This is a genomic window from Cellulomonas timonensis, from assembly GCF_900046455.1.
In the GTDB taxonomy this organism is placed as follows: Bacteria; Actinomycetota; Actinomycetes; order Actinomycetales; family Cellulomonadaceae; genus Cellulomonas_A; species Cellulomonas_A timonensis.
The window spans coordinates 776,415-794,851 of record NZ_FCOT01000012.1; the positions used below are offsets into that span (position 1 = coordinate 776,415).

Sequence of the window (18,437 nt, forward strand, 5' to 3'; positions counted from 1 at the left end):
CTCACACCGTGTCAGGCGTGGGCTCCTGCCCATATCCCGACGGACACCAGCGCTGACACCTGCCTACGTGCCCACCCCAGACGTCTCCGGCGCGGTCACCCGGCCGTCGCGCACCACGGCGACGACGTCGGCATGCGCGCGCAGCAGCGTCACGTCATGCGAGACGAGCAGGACCCCGACCCCGCGCTCCCGCGCGAGTCGGGCGACGAGTGCCACGAGCTCGGCGGCGGCCGCCGCGTCGAGCATCGCGGTGATCTCGTCGCAGACGAGCAGCGCGGGACGCAGCCCGAGCGCCCGGGCGACGGCCGCGCGCTGCAGCTCGCCGCCGGAGACCTGCGCCGGGCGGCGGTCCAGCAGGTCGGCGGCGAGGCCGACGGCGGCGGCGAGGTCCGCGACGGGATCGGGCGAGCTGCCGTGCGGCCAGTCGGCCAGGCGCTGCGGCAGCGTGATCGACCGGCGGAGCGTCAGCCGTGGGTCCATCGCGGCGCGCGGCTCCTGCTGCACCCAGCCCACGCTGCGGCGGAGCGCCGCTGGCACGCGCGCGCCGACGGCCCGCACGTCCTGGCCTGCGATCTGCACGCTCCCGGCGTCGGGAGGGTGCATGAGCGCCGCCACCGCCGCGAGCGTCGACTTGCCGGACCCGGACGGCCCCGCGACGCCGACGACCTCGCCGGGCCGCACCGTCAGGTCGACGTCCGTGAGCACGGGCACGCGCCCGTAGCCAGCAGCGACGCCCCGCAGCCGCACCGCGTCCGGCACATCCACCGCGTCGGACGCGGCGCGGGGCCCGGGTCGGAGCCCGCCGCGGCGCGCCCGCACCAATGCCCGCGTGACGGCGTGCACGGGATCGTCCAGCACGGCACGGGCCGGTCCGCGCTCGACGACCTGCCCGTCGGCCATGACGCTCAGCGTGTCGCCGTACGCGCGGGCGAGCTCGACGTCATGGGTCACCAGCAGGGCCGCGTGCCCTGAGCGGGTGTAGGTGCGCAGCATCTGTGCGAGCAGCGCCCCGGCGTCCTCGTCGAGGCCGCTCGCGGGCTCGTCCGCGAGCAGCAGCGGGGGGTGCCCGGCGAGCGCGGCGGCGACGGCGGCGCGGCGGATCTGCCCGCCGGAGACCTGGTGCGGGTAGCGGTCGAGCAGGTCCACGTCGAGCCCGGCGGTCGCGGCCAGCTCGTCCACGTGCCGCCGGACGGTCTCGCGCGTCAGGTGCGGGTGCCCGGGCAGCAGCCGGCCCGACGCGGCGCCGAGCGCCACGACCGCCTCGGTGAGCTGCACGCGCAGCGTGCGGACGGGGGTGAACGACGTGGCCGCTGACTGGGGCACCACGCCGACGAGCCGTCCGTAGACCGTCCCGGCGAACGTCGCGGCGTCCGCGCCGAGCAGGTCGACGGCGCCGTGGTCGACACCGAGCCGAGCGGCGCCCGCCACCTGGCTGCCGCGCGGCAGGGCGCCGGTCAGCGCCCGGATCAGCAGGGTCTTGCCGGCCCCCGACCGGCCGACGACGACGTGGAGGTCGCCCGGGACGAGGTCGAGGTCGACTCCCCGCAGCAGGTGGCGCCCGTCGATGCCGACGTGCAGCGCGCGGGCGCGGAGCACCGCGATGTGCTCAGACGGCATGACGGGCCCCCCGGTGCAGGGCGGCGCCGAGGCATACGGTCGCGGCGACGAGCAGCCCCGCGGGCGCGGCGAGCGTCCACCAGGCGCCGGACACGACCGACTGCTGCGCGAGCTCGATGAGCGAGCCGAGGGACGCCTGGTGCGGCGGCATCCCGAGGCCCAGGAACGTCAGCGTCGTCTCATGCCACACCGCATGCGGCACGAGCAGCGCCGTCGCGACGCCGACCTGGGCGCCCACATGCGGCAGGACGTGGTGGCGCAGCACCTGGCGGCGCGTGTATCCCTGCGACGTGGCGGCGCGCACCCAGGCCCGCTCGCGCAGCGACAGGACCTCGCCCCGCACCAAGCGCGTGGTGCCGGTCCAGTGCGTGAGCGCCACGACGAGCACGACAGTCCACAGGCTTCCCCGGTACACGGTCGCGATGATGATGCCGAGCAGCAGATGCGGCACTGCGGCGACCCCGTCGACGCCGCGCATGAGGATGCGGTCCGCGCGGCCGCCGAGCATCGCGCTCGCCGCGCCCAGGGCCGTGCCGAGGAGCGCCGCCACCGCCGCGCCCACTGCGGCCGCCAGCAGGGAGACTTGCAGCGCCCGCGCGCACCGCACGAACAGGTCGCGCCCCGCGACGTCCGTGCCGAACGGGTGCGCCCACGAGGGCGCGGTGACGCCCGCGACGTAGTCGACGGCGCCTGTGTCGGCGCCACCCCACCAGCCGGTGGCGCTCGCGACGATCGGCACGGCCAGTGCGTACAGGATGATGACGGCCCCGGCGGCGTACGGCCATCGGGGGGTGCGCGGCGGGTGCGTGACGGAGGACAGCCCCGCCATGGTGGCTGGCGCCCGCCACGGCGGGGCGGCGACCAGGCCGGCGGTCATGCGCTGCTCAGAGGTCATCGGCGCGCACCCTCGGGTCGACGAGCACGAGCGCGGCGTCGGCGAGCAGGTTGCCCAGCAGCACCAGGACCGTCAGGCACACGGTCGTGCCGGCGAGCAGCGCGAGGTCGCGGCCCACCGCGGCGTCCACCATCGCCTGCCCCAGCCCTGGCCAGGAGAAGACCGTCTCGACGAGCGCGGCGCCCACGACCAGCTCGGGCAGCCGGGTGCCGAGCAGTGCCAGCAGCGGCACGACTGCGACGGGGAGCACGTGCCGGGACGTGACGGTCCGCGGCGGCAGCCCGCGCAGCCGAGCCGCGAGCACGGCGTCCGACGAGCGGGCGCCGATGAGCGCGGCGTGCAGGTGCAGCGCGATCCACGGCACCTGTGACAGGGCGACGGCGAGCGCCGGCAGGAGCGCGTGCGACGCGACGGTCGCGACGGTCAGGGGCTCGCCGGGTGGAGCCAGGCCGCCCGCCGGCAGCCACCCCAGGCCGAGGGCGAACACGAGGAGCAGCCCGAGGCCCACGATGTAGGCGGGGGCGGCGGACAACGCCCACGCGACGCCCGTCAGCACTCGCGCGGCGAGGCTTTCGGGCCGGCGCGCGGCCGCGACGGCGAGCGGCACGGCGAGCAACGCGCCGAGCAGCAGCCCCGCCGTCATCACCAGCGCCGTCCACGGGATGCGCGCGGCGAGCGTGTCGGCGACCGGAGCCCGCAGGATCGTGGACGTGCCCCAGTCGCCGGTGAGCGCGCCCTGCCACCAGGCGAGGCACGCCTGCCACCAGTTGCCCTGGTCGAGCAGCTCCCCGACGGCGGCGCGGGTCTGTGTGTTCGTGAACTCCCCGCGGGCGCCGAGGAACCCGCTCGTGCCATCCGCCGGGGTGAGCGACGCCAGCAGGAAGACCAGGGCGCTGACGCCGAGCAGCAACGGCACTGCCCACAGGGCACGCCGCAGGACGACTCTCCGCACGGCATGCGCCCGGGACGACGAGCGCGCCGCGGACGGCACGGTCACGGGACGGCCTTCCACTCCTCGACGTTCCACCACGGCCCCCACGCGACGCCGTGCTCGTGGGGCTCGACGACGTGCTCGACGCCCGAGTACTCGTCGAGGCCGCGCGCCGCGTACGTGTGCTCGAGCGTGACCAGGGTGATCATCGGCGGGTTCGCCATGAGCACCTCCTGCAGGTCCAGGTAGGCCTGTGTGCGCACGTCCGGGTCCGCGCTGCGCCGCGCGGTGTCGAGCAGCGCGTCAGCGCGCGGGTCGGAGTACCCGGACGGGTTGGTGTAGGCGTCCTCGGGGTCGTAGGGCGCGAAGGACGAGTGCAACGCCGTGTACACCTGCGTGTCGGGGTCGTAGGGCCGGTCGCCGCCGCCGAGCACGAACGCCTTGGTGTTCATGCCCGCCGCCGCGGCGGGCCGGTCGACGGCCTCCACCTCGACGTCCGCGCCGATCTCCGACAGGTCCGAGGCCACCGCCAAGGCGAGGTCGCGGCGCAGGGTGTCCTCGGCGAAGTACATGATCGTGAACTGCAAGGGCACGCCGTCCTGGGCGCGCGTCCCGTCGGCGCCAGCCGTCCACCCCGCCGCGTCGAGCAGCGCCTCCGCCTCGGCGGGGTCGTGGGCGAACTGCGCGTCGGCGTCGTACGCCGCGCCCTGCGCGGGGGTGAACGGCGTCGCGGCGGCCCGCCCGTAACCCCGCAGGATGCCCTCGACGAGCGCCTCGCGGTCCACCGCGAGGTTGAGGGCGAGCCGGACGGCGGGATCTTGGAACGCCGGCACGCCCTGCGGCAGGGTGACGGCGCGGTAGTCCGCCGACGTGTTGGTGAACACGGTGAGGTCGTCAACGCCCTCGAGCTCGGCAGCAGCCCGCGGCGGCAGCTGGGCCCCGTCGAAGTCCCCGGCACGCAGCCGCTGCGCCCGGACGTTCTCGTCGGGCACGAACGCGATGACGAGCCTGTCGACGTCCGGGCGCTCGCCGCGGTACGTGTCAGAGGCCTCCAGGGTCAGCGATTCCCCCGCGCGCCACTCGGTCAGCCGGTACGGGCCGGACCCCACGGGCTCGCGGTTCAGCGTCGAGTCCAGGACGGTGCCGGTCAGCAGCTCGGACGGCGCGATGCCGACAGTCAGGGTGCTGGGGAAGGGCGCATACGGCTCCGACAGCACGAACTCGACGGTCGTGGCGTCCGGCGCCGAGACGTCGGTGAGGAACTCGAACGACGACGCGAGCGGTGACGCGTACGCAGGGTCGATCAGCGTCCGGTACGTCGCGACGACGTCTGCGCTGTCGAGGGCGGTCCCGTCGGAGAACCCGACGCCGTCCTGGATCCGCACGGTCCACCGCGTCAGGGACTGGTCGGGCTCCGGCTCGCCGGTGGCGAGGTCGGGCTCCATAGCGCCGTCTGCGGCGACGGCGTAGAGGCCGTCATAGATCTTCGAGGTGATGCCGAACATGGCGTCCAGCGGGTTGAGCGTCGCGTACTCCGCGTACTCCGCGAGGCGGACCGTCACCTGCCCCGCGTCCGCTCCCCCGTTGTCGGGCGTTGGGTTGGTGCAGGCGGCTGCGACCACCAGCACCAGCACCGCCGATGCTGCTGCTGACAGCCGTGATGATGTCCGCCCGGTGCTCATGATCACGGCCTCCGCAATGCGCCGATGCCCGCTGCGACGACCAGCAGCAGCCACGTCGTCAGGATGTAGGGCCAGGTGTAGTGCGGTGCGTCGGTCGCGTCGTTCAGCGCCAGTGTGACGACCGCCGTCACCGCCGTGCCGAGCACCGCGTACAGCCAGGACGCGACGCTGCTGCGCAGGAAGACAACGGACAGCGCGATCGCGGTCAGCACGCCGGAGTAGCCGGCCAACCCCTCGGCGACGTCCGCGTCGGCCCAGCCCAGGGCGAGCGCGCACAGGCTGCCGACCGCGCTGCCCATCGCCGCCGCGAGGCCCACCTTCCACGACGCGACGAACAGGCCCAGCAGGATCAGCGCGCCGGACCACACGCTGCTGATCAGGACGACCTCGGACACGTTCGTCAGCAGCGACTCCAGGTACGTCGCGCCGGCGCCCTCCACCACGTGCACGGCCGGGGACCTGACCTGCAGCCCCGCCGTGGTCGCGTGCATCACGCCAGCCACCACGCAGAACGGCGCCGTGGTGGCCGGCAGCGCGAACCGGGCGAGGGGGCGGGTGGCGAACAGCCACACGAAGAACCTCGTCACGGGCGCGCACAAGATCCCGCCGAGCGCGGCGATCGGATAGGCCCAGCCCTGCGAGCCCAACGCGGAGTAGACGGCGGCGCCGAGCAGCGCGCCGCAGAACCCCTGCATCCCCAGGCGCACGTCCTGCGCCCCCAGGAGCGCGCCCGTGAGGGTGTTCGCGACGGCGCCGATCGCCACCAGCAGCGCCATCCGCCAGTCCGCCACCAGGAACGCGGCCAGGATGAGCAGGCCCGTCCACACGTTGCGCTGGAAGAAGATCTGCGAGAGCCCGTCGGAGAGCGAGCGCACGTCCAGGGCCGCGCCGACCCCTGCGGCCGGCGGTGGGGCGTTCGTCGCTGTCATCGAGCCCTCCTGCCCGTGCTGGTGGTGCTGGCGGGATTCACCGTGCGCGGCGCCCGGCTCAGGTCTTGCGCACGACCGGCGCCGGCCGGCCCGTGAGCCGCAGGCGCAGTGCCCGCCACGCGAGGGCGGTGGCGTGCGCGACGGGTGCTGTCGCGTCACCGAGGATGCGCACCCAGGCGCCGACGTCCCCCGGCAGGGCGCTGACGCCCAGCACGACGCCCTCGGCGCCGGCCACCTCGGCGTGCAGCAGGTCGGCGAGATCCGCGGCCGACGCGAGCGGGGTGACGACGTACAACATCGCCAGCACGTCGTGGTCCGCGAGCACCGCGAGGCCGCCCGTGCCGCCGTCCGCCGGGGTGAGCCGCACGCGGTCCACCGCGAGGCATGTGCCGTCCGGCCGGCGGATCTCGAGGTCGGCGGCGAGCGCCGCGTACCGGTGCCGCTCGCCGCGGGCCAGCCGCCCGGCGACGATCGTCTCGCCCGCGATCACCGTGGCGGACTCCGCCACCGTCAGGCGCGTGCGCTGGTACAGGCGCGAGTCGGCGAAGAGGACGACGGGGTCCGGCAGGTACTCCACGTACGCGTGCTCGGCGGCGTCGAGGAAGACCTGCGCCACCGCGTAGTCCTGCTCCATCCGCAGCGCGCGCGTGTAGGCCGTCGTGGTGACGTGCGCGCATGCGCCGGGGCCGAAGCCCAGGTCGGTCCGCAGCCGGTCGCCCTGCAGGATGCCGGCGCCCGTCGACATCAGGTAGACGTACGGCATGTCCTGGCGCAGCGGGTCGTAGTACAGCGGCCGCATGATCTGCAACGGCGACTTCTGGTAGTGCGCCACCAGCTCCGTGCCGTGGACGGTCCGCGCGAACGCCAGCTCGAGGATGCCGACCTTCCCCGGGCTTCCCGTGGGCAGCATGTCGGGCACGCCGGCGAACCGGGCCACCTCCGCCGGGACGCGGTCCGGCTCGTAGTACGCCGGCTGGAGCCGGCGCCCGCCGTACGCGGGCGCCTCCTGCCCGGCTTCCGGTGGCGCGTCGGGCGGTCCGGCCGCGCGGGCGGCCGGGACCACCGGCTCCGTCACGACGTCGGCGCTCACGGGGGTCGCGATCACGGGACCAGGACGCGCGTGCGGCCGTCCCACAGGGCGAGGATCTGATCCTGCAGCGCGTCGACCCCCACGCCGGTCAGCGAGTTGGTCAGCACCACGGGCTTGCCGTCGCGCACGCGGTGCGCGTCGGACTCCATGACGCCCAGGTCCGTGCGCACGTACTGCGCGATGTCGATCTTGTTGATCACGAGGATGTCGGAGTCGGTGATGCCGGGGCCGCGCTTGCGTGGCATCTTCTCGCCCTCGGACGTGTCCAGGACGAAGACGAACACGTCGACCAGCGCCGGGGAGAACGTGAGGGTGAGGTTGTCGCCGCCCGACTCGTACAGGAGCGTGTCGACGTCGGGGAATCGCTCGAGCATCTCGGCGCCCACCGCCAGGTTCATCGTCGGGTCGTCGCGCACGGCCGTGTGCGGGCATGCGCCAGTCTCCACCCCGATCACGCGGTCGGGGTCCAGCACACCGGCCAGCTCACGGCGCACGTGGTGGGCGTCCTCCTGCGTGTAGATGTCGTTCGTGATCACCGCCGGGCGCCTGCCAGCGGCCAGCAGCCGGGGCACCAGGGCCTCCACCAGCGCCGTCTTGCCTGATCCCACCGGTCCCCCGATGCCGATCCGCAGCACGTTCTCGCTCATCGCTCTCCCCCTCTCCCCCGGCGGCACGTCACCGCCAGAGCGTGCTAGCTCGTGAACAGGCGCGCCTCGGCGCGCTCATGCTGGGCCGACATGACGTCCGCCATCGGGGCACAGCCCCCCAGATCGGCGAGGTCGCGTGCGACGGCCTCCTCGGCCGCCTGCGCGATGACCGGGCTCATGGCGTGCAACGTGACCTGGACCTGCCGGTGGTCGGCGAGCCGGAGTCGCAGGGCGGCGCCGAGGACGCTGACGGTGAACGCCGACAGGTCGGACGCGACGGCCTGGGCCGTCCCGACCCCCGCGGCGGCGTACGCCACCGCCATGGCGACCGGCTGGCACCCCGGCGACTCCTTGGCCGCCACGATCCGCGCCCACTCCGCGAGCACCGGCCCCCCGAGCGCGGCGCCCGCCACGTCGGTCAGCTGGTGTCCGCTGCGCACCGACGCCCGCCGCATCTCGGCGTTGAGCTTGGTGGCGTGCAGCAGGTGGTCCACCCGCCGGACGCGGTCCCAGTCGCCCACGGCCGCCGCCTCATGGGCCCGGGCGAGCGCTGTCGCGTCCCCCGGCCCCACGGAGTGCAGCAGCAGCCCCCGCAGCAGGCCCTCGACGCCACCCTGGTCGACCAGCCGCGCCTGGCTGAAGCCCTCCAGCCCATGCGACATCGTGTAGAAGCCGCTCGGGAACGCGGAGTCCGACAGCTGCAGGCTGACGAGCAGCGCGCGCAGGTCGGCGGTGGGCACGGCGCTCCTCAGGCCAGGAAGAACAGCTGGGTCATGGGCAGCGACTTCGCGGGCTCGATGTGCGCCGGGACGCCGTCGAGCGTCACCTTGTAGGTCTCCGGGTCGACGTCGACGACGGGCGCCCGGTCGTTGCGGACCATGTGCGCCTTGCCGAGCTGGCGGGTGCGGCGCACCGGCAGCACCGTGCTGCGCAGTCCCAGCATGTCGGGGACCCCGGCGTCGATCGCGGCCTGCGACATGAACGTCACACGCGTGCTCTGCTGCGCCCGGCCGAACGCCCCGAACATCGGGCGGTAGAGGACGGGCTGCGGGGTCGGCAGCGACGCGTTCGGATCGCCCATCTTCGCCCACTTGATGACGCCGCCCTTGATCACCATCTTCGGCTTGGCCGCGAACGAGTCCACCGGCCAGAGCACGATGTCGGCGAGCTTCCCCGCCTCGAGCGACCCGAGGTAGTCGGAGATGCCGCAGGTGATCGCGGGGTTGATCGTCACCTTCGCCAGGTAGCGCAGCACGCGGAAGTTGTCGTGCCGCTCGGTGTCCTCCGCGAGCCGGCCGCGCTTGTCCTTGTTGTGGTGCGCCGTCTGGAAACACCGCGTCACCGTCTCGCCGATGCGGCCCATCGCCTGCGAGTCGGACGAGAACATCGAGATGACACCCTCGTCTTGCAGCACGGTCTCCGCGGAGATCGTCTCGGCGCGCACCCGCGAGTCCGCGAACGCGACGTCCTCGGGGATGTCATGCGACAGGTGGTGGCACACCATCACCATGTCGAGCAGCTCGTCGACCGAGTTGACCGTGTACGGCAGCGTCGGGTTGGTGGACGACGGCAGCACGTTGGGGTAGCTCGCGAGCTTCATGATGTCGGGGGCGTGCCCACCGCCCGCGCCCTCCGTGTGGAAGGTGTGGATCGTGCGCCCGTTGATCGCCGAGACCGTGTCCTCGACGAAGCCCGCCTCGTTGAGGCTGTCGGTGTGGACCGCCACCTGCACGTCGTACTCGTCGGCCACTGACAGCGCGTCGCTCAGGGCTGCGGGCGTGGCGCCGAAGTCCTCATGCACCTTCAGCCCGGCGGCGCCCGCCTGGATCTGCTCGATCAACGCCTGGGGCAGCGACCCGTTGCCCTTGCCGTAGAAGCCCATGCTCACCGGGATGTCCTCGGCGGCCTCGATCATGCGGTGCAAGTACCAGGCGCCGGGCGTCGTCGTCACGCCGTTGGTCGCGTCGCTGGGGCCGGTCCCGCCGCCGAACAGCGTGGTGATGCCATTGCTGATGGCGGCCTCGGCCTGCTGCGGCGAGATGTAGTGCACGTGCGGGTCGATGGCGCCAGCGGTCGCAATGAGGTGCTCGCCGGCGATGAACTCCGTCCCGGTGCCCACCACGAGGCGCGGATCGACGCCGTCCTGCAGGTGCGGGTTGCCGGACTTGCCGACAGCCGCGATCTTGCCGTCCTTGACGCCGATGTCGCCTTTCACCACGCCGAGCACCGGGTCGATGATGATCGCGTTGGTGATGACCAGGTCGAGCACGCCCTGCGGGCCCGTCACGTTCGGGTCCGCGCCCATGCCGTCGCGTGCCGTCTTGCCGCCGCCGTAGACGATCTCGTCGCCGTAGAACCCCTCGTTGAAGTCCTTCTCGATCTCGACGACGAGGTTCGAGTCGGCCAGATGCACCCTGTCGCCCCGCGTGGGGCCGAACATGTCGGTGTACTGCTTGCGGGACAGGATCGCCATCAGTGGTCCCCCCCAGGGGTCGCGTCGGGCGCCGTCGTGGTCGGCGTGCCGTCCTTGAACTCGCACTCCGCCAGGCGGCGCAGCGCGTCGAGCCGCGTCTGGCGGGCGTCGAGACCGCCGTCGACGAGGTTGTTGAACCCGATGAGGCGGCGTCCGCCCCCGTAGGCGGCCAGCGTGACCTCGCGGGTGTCGCCCGCCTCGAGCCGCACCCCGGTGCCGGCGGGCATGTCCAGGTGCATGCCATACGCCTTCTCGCGGTCGAATAGCAGCGCCCGGTTGACCTCGAAGAAGTGGAAGTGCGAGCCGATCTGGACGGCGCGGTCCCCGGTGTTCGCGACCTGCAGCGTGACCTTCGCGCGGCCGGCGTTGATCTCGATGTCCTCGTTGGTGTGGTGGTACTTGGGGCTGCCTAGCATCGTGTCCCTCCACGTCGTGGTTGGGGTCGGGCTTGCGGTGTCACAGATGTGCCGGCGTCGGCGCGGGCGCCGCGACGTCGTCGTGCCGGTGCTGGTGCGTGTGCCCATGGGTGTGCGGATGACCGCCCGGCACTGGCTCATCGGCGTGCGAGTGGGCGTAGCCGTGTCCGTGGTCGGCCTCCAGCCCGTCGGCGATGCCGTCACGGCCATGGTCGAGGCCGTGCACGGCCGCGGCCACGCGCTCCCCCACGATCCGCGCCATCGCGCCGTCCGACAGCAGCGGACCGTAGAACGACGCGCCGTCGAGGGCCGAGGGCCCGGGACTCGACGCGGCGAACCCCGCCGGGACCACCACCACGCCGTCGGCCCCCAGGAGCCGTTCGCGCCCGACGGCGCGCGCGAGATCGGCATCGGCGCCGACGCACGCGACGGCCACCTCCAGGCCAGCGCCGTGGGCGCGCACCAGGTGGGCGACGCGGTGCAGCTCGGCGTCGTCGAACGGGTCGGCCCCAGGGGCCGCGACCACGAGGGCGGCGCCGGGCTGCGCGGCCGCCGTCCGTGTCGCCGCGATTCGCAGCAGCGCGACGAGGTGGTCGATCGTGCCGAACTGCTCGCACAGGACGAGCCGTCCGCGGGTGGCGCCCGTGCTCAGCCAGTGCAGGGTGCGGGCGGTGTCGGCGACCGCCACCGGGTCCCGTCCCCACGTCATCGGCAGCACCGCGACCGGCCCGGCGCCGGACTCCACCAGGGCGCGCACCCGGTCGTGCAGGGGCCTGCCGGGCACGGTCACGAGGGCCCCGGGCAGGAGGGCGAGCAGACGGCCCAGGTCCGCCCCCTGTCGGCTCTCATGGCCGCCCACCAGCACCGTCCGGGCCTGGGGCGTCGACATGGTCAGACCGAGACGGGGTCGTGACACGAGACGAGCTTGCTTCCGTCCGGGAACGTGGCCTCCACCTGCAGCAGGGCAATCCGCTGGCGAACGCCCGGCATGCAGTCGTGCTCCGAGACGACGTGCTTGCCCAGCTCCATGCACTCGGCGACCGACTTGCCATCCCGGGCGGCCTCGAGAATGGCCTCGGAGACCAGCGCCTGGACCTCGCTCACGTTGAGCTTGGTGCCGCGCGCACGTCGGCGACGGGCGAGGTCCGCGACCTGGTAGACGTACAACTTATCCACTTCACGCGGAGTCAGATCCATGTCCTGGGACCTTTCGTGACGACGTTGCCCCTCGACTGTGACTTGTGTGCTCGTTGTGCTCGTTTCGACGATACGCCGAACCCCATTGACGACAACTCGTGGACATATCCGCAGGTGAGCGGTGGATTCGCCATGCCCGGGCTTTCTGAACGGCTGTACAAATGAACCGTTTCGACGCTGGTCCGTTCTCCGTCGTGCGCGCGATGGAATTCCGGCTTAGCGTCAAAGACATGGCAGCCGACAGTCGCCACGAACACGGGCGTGCGCACCCGGCACCCCACAGCCTCACCGAACACCGCTGCGCTGGTCCGGGCTCGGCCTGGTCATGGTCGGCGGCATCCTGGGCGTCGCAGCGCGCGAAGGCCTGATGCAGGCCATCCCGAACGTCGACCAGGTGCCGGTGGTCGTGCCGGTGGTCAACCTGCTCGCCGCATTCGCCCTGGGCTACCTGTACGAGGCACTCGCCCGCACCGCGCCCGGCACCGCGCTGACCGGCCGGCTCAAGCTGCTGATCGGTACGGGATTCTGCGGCGGCCTGAGCACGTACAGCTCGCTCGCCACCGACACGGCCGTCCTGCTGCACGATGATCGCGCCAACGTCGCGGTCCCGTACGCGCTCGGCACGGTGCTGATCGGCGCGCTCGCGACGCTCGCGGGCATCGCCCTAGGCACGCGACTGCACCCGCACGAACCGGACGAGGACGAGTTGCGTCACATCGAGGGGCACGCCCAGAAGGCGACACCTGCGGCTCCAGGGGGTAAGTCATGACGCCCGGAGTCTTCGTCCTCGTGGTCCTCGCGGGCGGCCTCGGCGCCTGCACGCGCTACGTCGTGGACGCCCTCATCCGCAGCCGCGTCACCTCGTCCTTCCCCTGGCCCACCGCGATCATCAACCTGACCGGCTCATTCGTCCTGGGGCTGCTCACGGGGCTGGTCGCCGCCAACGTCGCCTCGCCCGTGGTCAGCGCAACGGTCGGTATCGGGTTCCTCGGCGGCTACACGACGTTCAGCACCGCGAGCTACGAGACCGTCCAGCTGATCCGGAAGAAGAAGTACGGCGTCGCGCTGGCCTACGGGATCGGGATCCTCGTCGTGACCGTCGCGCTGGCCGCTGTCGGATATACCTGGGGACTCTCGCTGTAGGCGCACTCCGACGCTCGCGTGTCCTGCGGGCTACGACGACGACGTCCCTGCCTCGAGAATGGACACGATCGAGAACAACGTGAAGCAGACCGCCCCGAGCCCGACGAGGACGTGTGCGCCGACGAAGAACCCAGGTTGTCGGGTGGTCGCCTCGAACAAGAACGCCGCGAAGAACAAGCACGTGAGCGCTGTGCCCACGGGAATGATCGGGATGCGGTTGGCCAGTGCGAACACCTGGCGCCACACGAGCGCGAGCAGCACCACCTTGGACACGATGCTGAAGCAGATGAGCCCAAGCCCGATCAGCACCACGCCAGGGGCGAGCCGCGCCGGGTTGTCCGAGGCCAGGAGCACCCCGAGGCCGAGGACGACGTTGATGGTCCCCATCGCCGCGACCCACCACGTCCAGCGGAAGCGCTCGACCTCGCCGAACTCGTTGCGGACCTGGCGCACGATGCTGGCGACCAGCGCGACGAGAGCGGAGCAGACCAGGGAGAGCCCGGTCACCACGTGCCCGGCGACGACCTCGGGCGTCGTGCCGCGCGCGTACAGCGTGCCCGCGATCACCAGGCCGACCACCGCGAGAACCGCGGGGATGGCGATGAGCAGGGCGCGGACGCGCTCCGAGTACGCCTCAGGCGGCGGACCGCTGCCGACGTCACGCGCGGCGCTCGCTTGGATGAGCGTGAACCTGGTCGAGGCCGTGGCCACGGTGCTCACGCTCGCGGCGATGAACCCGATGCCGAGCATCACGTACCCGGCGACGATGAACTGCGGCTCGTCGCCACGCCGCACGATCGTGACGCCCCAGATCATCGTGGCCACCGCGACCGCGTAGCCCAGCGCGGGCAACGCGATCTCCCAGACCCTGCCGTACCCGTGCACCAGCTGGCGGATGATCGTCGCGGCCGTCGAGAACAGCGCGATGCAGATCGCCGTGAGCGCCACATTGACGTGGCCGGCCACGAAGTGGTTCGCGTCGTCGCCGCCCGACAGGACGTACAACCCGAACGCGAGGCATACCGCGCCCATGACCAGCGGAATCGCACGGAAGAGGATGCTGATCGACCGATTCATTCGTGCCCCCAGTAGTTCCCCACACTAGGGACGGCCCGCGGGATCGGCGCGTCGGGCCGCCCACGCGCGCCGAGCCGCGGCCCACGTCGCCACCCGTCCCCACGGCGACCCCCAGCGCGGCCGAAGCGTTTCAGCCCCTTCGAGGCCCGCTGCTTTATCGCTAAATTCGCGCCCACCCGTGAACGCTCACCACCTCCCGGTCACGGCACACCTGCGTCCCGGCGACGACGCCCGGACGCACCGGCAAGGAGGAACCCATGCGACTGCGAACCCCACGACGACACCCGAGGGTGGTGCTGGCGGCCGCTGCCGCGGCACTCGTCCTGGGCGGCGTCACAGCGCCGGCGCCGGCACTCTCAGCCGACCTCGCGACCACGGCTGTCACGGCCGGTTGCGGCCGGGCGCCGGCACTCGCCACCGGCAACCACACGATCACCAGCGGCGGCCAGTCCCGCCAGTTCCGGCTCGACGTCCCCGCCGGCTACGACTCGAACAAGACGTACCGCCTCGTGGTCGGACTGCACTGGTGGCATGGCACGTCCCAGGACGTCGTCAACGAGAACCACTACGGGCTCAAGCCGCTCGCGGGCAACAGCACGATCTTCGTGGCCCCGCAGGGCATCGACAACGCGTGGCCCAACAACAACGGGCGCGACATCACGTTCATCGACGACGTGCTGCGCACCGTCGAAGCCGCACTCTGCGTCGACACGACACAGCGGTTCGCCACCGGCTTCAGCTACGGCGGCGGCATGAGCAACGCCCTGGCGTGCGCCCGGGCCGACGTGTTCCGCGCCGTGGCCGTCCTCAACGGGGCCCAGCTCTCGGGGTGCGCCGGCGGCACACAGCCCATCGCCTACCTCGGCTCGCACGGCGTCGTCGACGACGTCCTCAACATCTCGCAGGGGCGCGCCCTGCGCGACCGCGCGCTGCAGAACAACGGCTGCCAGGCTCAGCAGGCCCCCGAGCCCGCCGCAGGCAGCGGGCAGCACACGAAGACCACCTACCGGTGCCGTGACGGCTTCCCGGTGGTGTGGATCGCCTCCGACAGCGGCCACCAGTGGGCGGCCCGGGATCGCAACCAGCAGCAGTCGTTCGTCCCCGGCGAGATCTGGCAGTTCTTCACGTCGCTGACGTCGCCAACGCCGACACCTACGCCCACCCCCACCGTGACCCCGACGCCGACCGCTGCCTCTTATACACACCCGACGCTGCCGACGTCTTCACGCCTGCTGATCCCGCCGCCGCCCCCTTCGCTGACGAACTCCGTGTGCGACACTCGTGTCTCACCTCAATGACTGAACGCTGCGTTTTCGCCGTCACACCTGGACGACGTGTCCGACTGCTGTATCACCCTAGCCACGCCGACGACAGGACCCACCACCCCGCCTCCCGTGGGCGCGTGCACCGCGACGTACACCACGGTCAACAGCTGGCCCGGCGGGTTCCAGGGCGAGGTGACCGTGCGCGCCGGCGCCGCGACCAGCGGCTGGAGCGTGAGCTGGCGCACGTCGGGCGAGCGCGTCGAGCAGGTGTGGGGCGGCACGCTGGCGCCCCAGGGCGACCTCGTGGTGGTCCGCAACGCGGCCTGGAACGGAACGCTCCCGGCCAATGGGACGACGACGTTCGGGTTCATCGGCAGCGGCTCCGCCCCGAGCCCCGCACTATCCTGCGCCACCGCCTGACCAGCACGGACGTCGCGCCCGGCAGCCTTCACGGCTGCCGGGCGCGACGCATGCCGTGATCGGAGGCATCGGGCGTCCGCGCGCCCCGAGGCCGGTCGACTTGACCATGGCAATACCCCGGGGGGTATCGTCACGTCATGCCCCCAGGGGTATCGAGATCCGACCGACCAAGGGAACGCATGATGTGCCGAGCAGTGAAGTGCCGTGTGTGCGGCAAGACGACATGGGCTGGCTGCGGGCAGCACGTGGGATCGGTGAAGCAGACCGTCCCGCCATCGGAGTGGTGCAACGGCAAGCACACCGCAGCGCAGACCGAGGCCGCGGCAGCAAACCACCGGGGCTTCTTCTCCCGGCTGTTCGGTCGCTAGGAGGCGGGGAACCGTGAGCACGACCACTCTCACCTCCGAGACCTTCGAGCAGACCGTCTCAGGCGACGGCATCGTTCTCGTCGACTTCTGGGCAGCATGGTGCGGGCCCTGCAGGGCGTTCGCGCCCGTCTTCGAGGACATCGCGGCACGGAACCCGGACATCGTGTTCGGCAAGGTCGACACCGAGGCCGAGCAGGGCCTCGCCGCGGGGTTCGGCATCACGTCGATCCCGACCCTCATGGTCTTCCGCGACGGCGTCCTCGTCTTCTCCCAGCCCGGCGCGCTGCGCGCCCCGCAGCTGGAGCAGCTCGTCGACGGCGCCAGGGCGCTCGACATGGACGACGTCCGACGCCAGCTCGCGGAGCGCGACGCCAGCACGCCGCACGCGTGATCGACGGCCCACGCCTCGTGATCTCCCAGACATCGGCGCCGCGCGTCGGCGTCGCGAAGCCGGGCTTCGACGTGCCGGTGATCGACGAGCGGGCCGTCCGCGCCGCCGCAGGGATCCTCTTCCTCGCCGGGGCGATCGCGTTCGGGTTCGCGGCGGCGACGGGGACGGCCCGTCCGCTTCAGCCCTTCGGCATGTTCTTCATGCTCGACATGGCGTTGCGCGTGACCGTCAGCGATCGCTGGTCGCCGACCCTCGCCGTCGGGCGGTTGGTCGTCCGACGGCAGGCGCCCGAGTGGGTCGGGGCGCCGCAGAAGACGTTCGCCTGGTGGCTCGGGTTCGGGCTGGCCACCGTCTCGTGCGCCAGCATGGGGCTGCTGGCCGCGCCCCTGTGGCTGACGCTCGCCCTGTGCGCCCTGTGCCTGTCGCTGCTGTTCGCCGAGACCGCGTTCGGCATCTGCGTCGGGTGCGCCCTGCAGCGCGCGTTCAGCGCGACGCCCCCACGGCACTGCCCCGGCGACACGTGCGCCACCCCGAGCTGACCTTTCCAGGAGACCTCATGCACCGCATCATCTCCGCGGCCGGCGCCACGCTGGTCGCCACCACGCTCGTCGGCTGCGCGGGCACGGCAGCCGAGCCCGTGACCGTCACTGACCACACGATCATCGTCGACGTGCGAACCGCAGACGAGTACGCCCAGGGCCACCTCGAGGGCGCCACGCTGCTGGACCTCAGCGGTGGCCAGCTCGCCGATGCGATCCCCACCCTCGACCCGGATGCCGAGTACCTCGTCTACTGCAGGTCCGGCAACCGGTCTGCCCAAGCCGTCGAGCTCATGCACGACGCAGGGCTGACCGACGTCACCGATCTCGGCTCGCTCAGCGAGGCCGCGGAGGCGACCCAGCTCCCCACGACCCGCTGAGACGAGGAAGGCCCGTCCGGTCAGAGCCGCTCGACGTGGTCGGCCTGTGGCCCCCGGTCGCCCTGGCGCACCTTGTACTGGACCCGGTCGCCCTCCTGCAGCGCCTCGGCGCCCCGCAGGACCGACACGTGCACGAACAGGTCGGTGCCCCCCGCGTCCGGGGTGATGAAGCCGAATCCGCGCTCCGCGTCGTAGCGGGCGACCACGCCCTCGCCGCCGCGCACGGGAGCGTCGGAGGCCGACTGTCGCCCTGGCCGACCCGGGGGCGGCCCGGCGGGCGCGTCCTGAGGAGCCGCCTCGCCCACGAGGTGCAGGTTGCGTGCTTGCAGGCCCCGCTCACTCTCGGCGACCTCGTACGCCACCCGGTCGCCCTCGTACAGCTCGGTGAGCCCGCCGGCCAGGGCGCGGTGGTGGACGAAGACGTCCGCGCCGCCGGAATCGGGGGTGACGAAGCCGAAGCCCTTCTCCGGGTCGTACCAGGACACGGTGCCGTCCGCCCCGTCAGCGCCTCCCTGCGGGGCGGCGTCCGCCCCGAGCGGCAGCAGGTGATCCGCCTGCGGCCCCTTGTCACCGTCGACGACCATGAAGGCCACGCGCTGGCCCTCGGAGATGACGCCACCGCCCACGATGGCCGAGCTGTGCACGAAGATCTCCGCGCCACGACCGTCCGGCGTGATGAACCCGTACCCCTTGGTCGGCTCGTACCAGGTGACGGTGCCGAGCACCCCGACCGGCGCGCCAGCGGGCTGGTCGCCCGTGACCCGGACGCGGCGCGCCTGCGGGCCGCGGTCCCCCTCGCCGATCTCGAACTCGACCGTCTGCCCCTCGCGGAGCACCTTCGGCCCGTCCTCGCCGAGGATCTCGGACGCATGCACGAACAGGTCCTCGGCCTCGTCCTCGGGGGCGATGAACCCGAAACCCCGATCGGCGTCGAACCAGCGGACAGTCCCCTGGGGCACGTGTGACTCCTCGTCGAA

At 72.5% G+C, this 18,437-nt stretch carries 21 protein-coding genes; 7 read left to right on the top strand and 14 right to left on the bottom strand.

From position 1 onward, the window contains the following. Positions 1-63: 63 nt before the first annotated feature. Genes BN3788_RS11960 through BN3788_RS12015 form a run of 12 tightly spaced genes read right to left on the bottom strand, consistent with a single transcriptional unit; the run spans position 64 to position 11,877 of the window. The gene (locus BN3788_RS11960; RefSeq protein ID WP_066586178.1) at positions 64-1,617 is read right to left on the bottom strand and encodes an ABC transporter ATP-binding protein; all 1,554 of its coding nucleotides are present in this window, start codon (positions 1,615-1,617) and stop codon (positions 64-66) included. After that, complete coding sequence (locus tag BN3788_RS11965) at positions 1,607-2,512, bottom strand: ABC transporter permease (RefSeq protein WP_234346626.1); 906 nt, start codon at positions 2,510-2,512, stop codon at positions 1,607-1,609. The genes BN3788_RS11960 and BN3788_RS11965 overlap by 11 nt, the downstream gene beginning before the upstream one ends. After that, positions 2,502-3,509 (bottom strand): ABC transporter permease, encoded by a 1,008-nt coding sequence (locus BN3788_RS11970; protein ID WP_199824775.1) that lies wholly within the window; start codon positions 3,507-3,509, stop codon positions 2,502-2,504. The genes BN3788_RS11965 and BN3788_RS11970 overlap by 11 nt, the downstream gene beginning before the upstream one ends. Next, entirely contained in the window at positions 3,506-5,125 is a 1,620-nt protein-coding gene (locus tag BN3788_RS11975; RefSeq protein ID WP_082812833.1) for an ABC transporter substrate-binding protein, read from the bottom strand. The genes BN3788_RS11970 and BN3788_RS11975 overlap by 4 nt, the downstream gene beginning before the upstream one ends. 2 nt (positions 5,126-5,127) lie before the next feature. Continuing rightward, positions 5,128-6,054, bottom strand: coding sequence for an urea transporter (locus tag BN3788_RS11980; protein ID WP_066586179.1), 927 nt, complete (start codon positions 6,052-6,054; stop codon positions 5,128-5,130). A 58-nt stretch (positions 6,055-6,112) separates the two neighbouring features. Further along, a complete protein-coding gene (locus tag BN3788_RS11985; protein ID WP_199824776.1) occupies positions 6,113-7,159 on the bottom strand; it encodes an urease accessory protein UreD in 1,047 nt (348 codons plus the stop codon). Further along, a complete protein-coding gene (ureG, locus tag BN3788_RS11990) occupies positions 7,156-7,791 on the bottom strand; it encodes an urease accessory protein UreG (RefSeq protein WP_066586181.1) in 636 nt (211 codons plus the stop codon). The genes BN3788_RS11985 and ureG overlap by 4 nt, the downstream gene beginning before the upstream one ends. A 44-nt stretch (positions 7,792-7,835) precedes the next feature. Next, entirely contained in the window at positions 7,836-8,531 is a 696-nt protein-coding gene (locus BN3788_RS11995; protein WP_066586182.1) for an urease accessory protein UreF, read from the bottom strand. 8 nt (positions 8,532-8,539) lie between these two features. Next, positions 8,540-10,264, bottom strand: a complete 1,725-nt coding sequence (ureC, locus tag BN3788_RS12000; RefSeq protein WP_066586185.1) for an urease subunit alpha — start codon at positions 10,262-10,264, stop codon at positions 8,540-8,542. After that, positions 10,264-10,680, bottom strand: a complete 417-nt coding sequence (gene ureB / locus BN3788_RS20130; RefSeq protein WP_066586187.1) for an urease subunit beta — start codon at positions 10,678-10,680, stop codon at positions 10,264-10,266. The genes ureC and ureB overlap by 1 nt, the downstream gene beginning before the upstream one ends. Before the next feature lie 40 nt (positions 10,681-10,720). After that, entirely contained in the window at positions 10,721-11,569 is an 849-nt protein-coding gene (locus BN3788_RS19825; RefSeq protein ID WP_066586189.1) for a sirohydrochlorin chelatase, read from the bottom strand. A gap of 2 nt (positions 11,570-11,571) precedes the next feature. Then, positions 11,572-11,877: an urease subunit gamma gene (locus BN3788_RS12015; protein WP_066586194.1), complete on the bottom strand. Its 306-nt coding sequence runs from the start codon at positions 11,875-11,877 to the stop codon at positions 11,572-11,574. 325 nt (positions 11,878-12,202) lie between these two features. Here BN3788_RS12015 and BN3788_RS12020 point away from each other — a divergent pair, with 325 nt between their 5' ends. After that, positions 12,203-12,646: a fluoride efflux transporter FluC gene (locus BN3788_RS12020; protein WP_082812834.1), complete on the top strand. Its 444-nt coding sequence runs from the start codon at positions 12,203-12,205 to the stop codon at positions 12,644-12,646. Next, on the top strand, positions 12,643-13,020 hold the full coding sequence (gene crcB / locus BN3788_RS12025; RefSeq protein WP_066586196.1) for a fluoride efflux transporter CrcB: 378 nt from the start codon (positions 12,643-12,645) through the stop codon (positions 13,018-13,020). The genes BN3788_RS12020 and crcB overlap by 4 nt, the downstream gene beginning before the upstream one ends. A 30-nt stretch (positions 13,021-13,050) precedes the next feature. Here the strand turns inward: crcB and BN3788_RS12030 are convergent, their stop codons facing one another. Next, on the bottom strand, positions 13,051-14,097 hold the full coding sequence (locus tag BN3788_RS12030; protein WP_066586198.1) for a DUF2776 family protein: 1,047 nt from the start codon (positions 14,095-14,097) through the stop codon (positions 13,051-13,053). Between the two features lie 257 nt (positions 14,098-14,354). Here BN3788_RS12030 and BN3788_RS19525 point away from each other — a divergent pair, with 257 nt between their 5' ends. The 5 genes from BN3788_RS19525 (at position 14,355) to BN3788_RS12050 (ending at position 17,460) form a co-directional block, all read left to right on the top strand. Next, complete coding sequence (locus tag BN3788_RS19525) at positions 14,355-15,395, top strand: alpha/beta hydrolase family esterase (RefSeq protein WP_187138378.1); 1,041 nt, start codon at positions 14,355-14,357, stop codon at positions 15,393-15,395. 96 nt (positions 15,396-15,491) lie between these two features. Next, the gene (locus tag BN3788_RS19830; RefSeq protein WP_234346627.1) at positions 15,492-15,782 is read left to right on the top strand and encodes a cellulose binding domain-containing protein; all 291 of its coding nucleotides are present in this window, start codon (positions 15,492-15,494) and stop codon (positions 15,780-15,782) included. A gap of 381 nt (positions 15,783-16,163) precedes the next feature. Next, positions 16,164-16,541 (top strand): thioredoxin, encoded by a 378-nt coding sequence (gene trxA, locus BN3788_RS12040; protein WP_066586200.1) that lies wholly within the window; start codon positions 16,164-16,166, stop codon positions 16,539-16,541. Next, positions 16,538-17,080: a DUF4395 domain-containing protein gene (locus tag BN3788_RS12045; protein ID WP_234346628.1), complete on the top strand. Its 543-nt coding sequence runs from the start codon at positions 16,538-16,540 to the stop codon at positions 17,078-17,080. The genes trxA and BN3788_RS12045 overlap by 4 nt, the downstream gene beginning before the upstream one ends. Before the next feature lie 17 nt (positions 17,081-17,097). Next, positions 17,098-17,460 (top strand): rhodanese-like domain-containing protein, encoded by a 363-nt coding sequence (locus BN3788_RS12050; RefSeq protein ID WP_066586202.1) that lies wholly within the window; start codon positions 17,098-17,100, stop codon positions 17,458-17,460. A gap of 20 nt (positions 17,461-17,480) precedes the next feature. On the opposite strand, the gene BN3788_RS19990 is transcribed toward BN3788_RS12050, so the two are convergent. Next, positions 17,481-18,419, bottom strand: a complete 939-nt coding sequence (locus BN3788_RS19990) for a cold shock domain-containing protein (protein WP_066586207.1) — start codon at positions 18,417-18,419, stop codon at positions 17,481-17,483. Positions 18,420-18,437 lie beyond the last annotated feature (18 nt).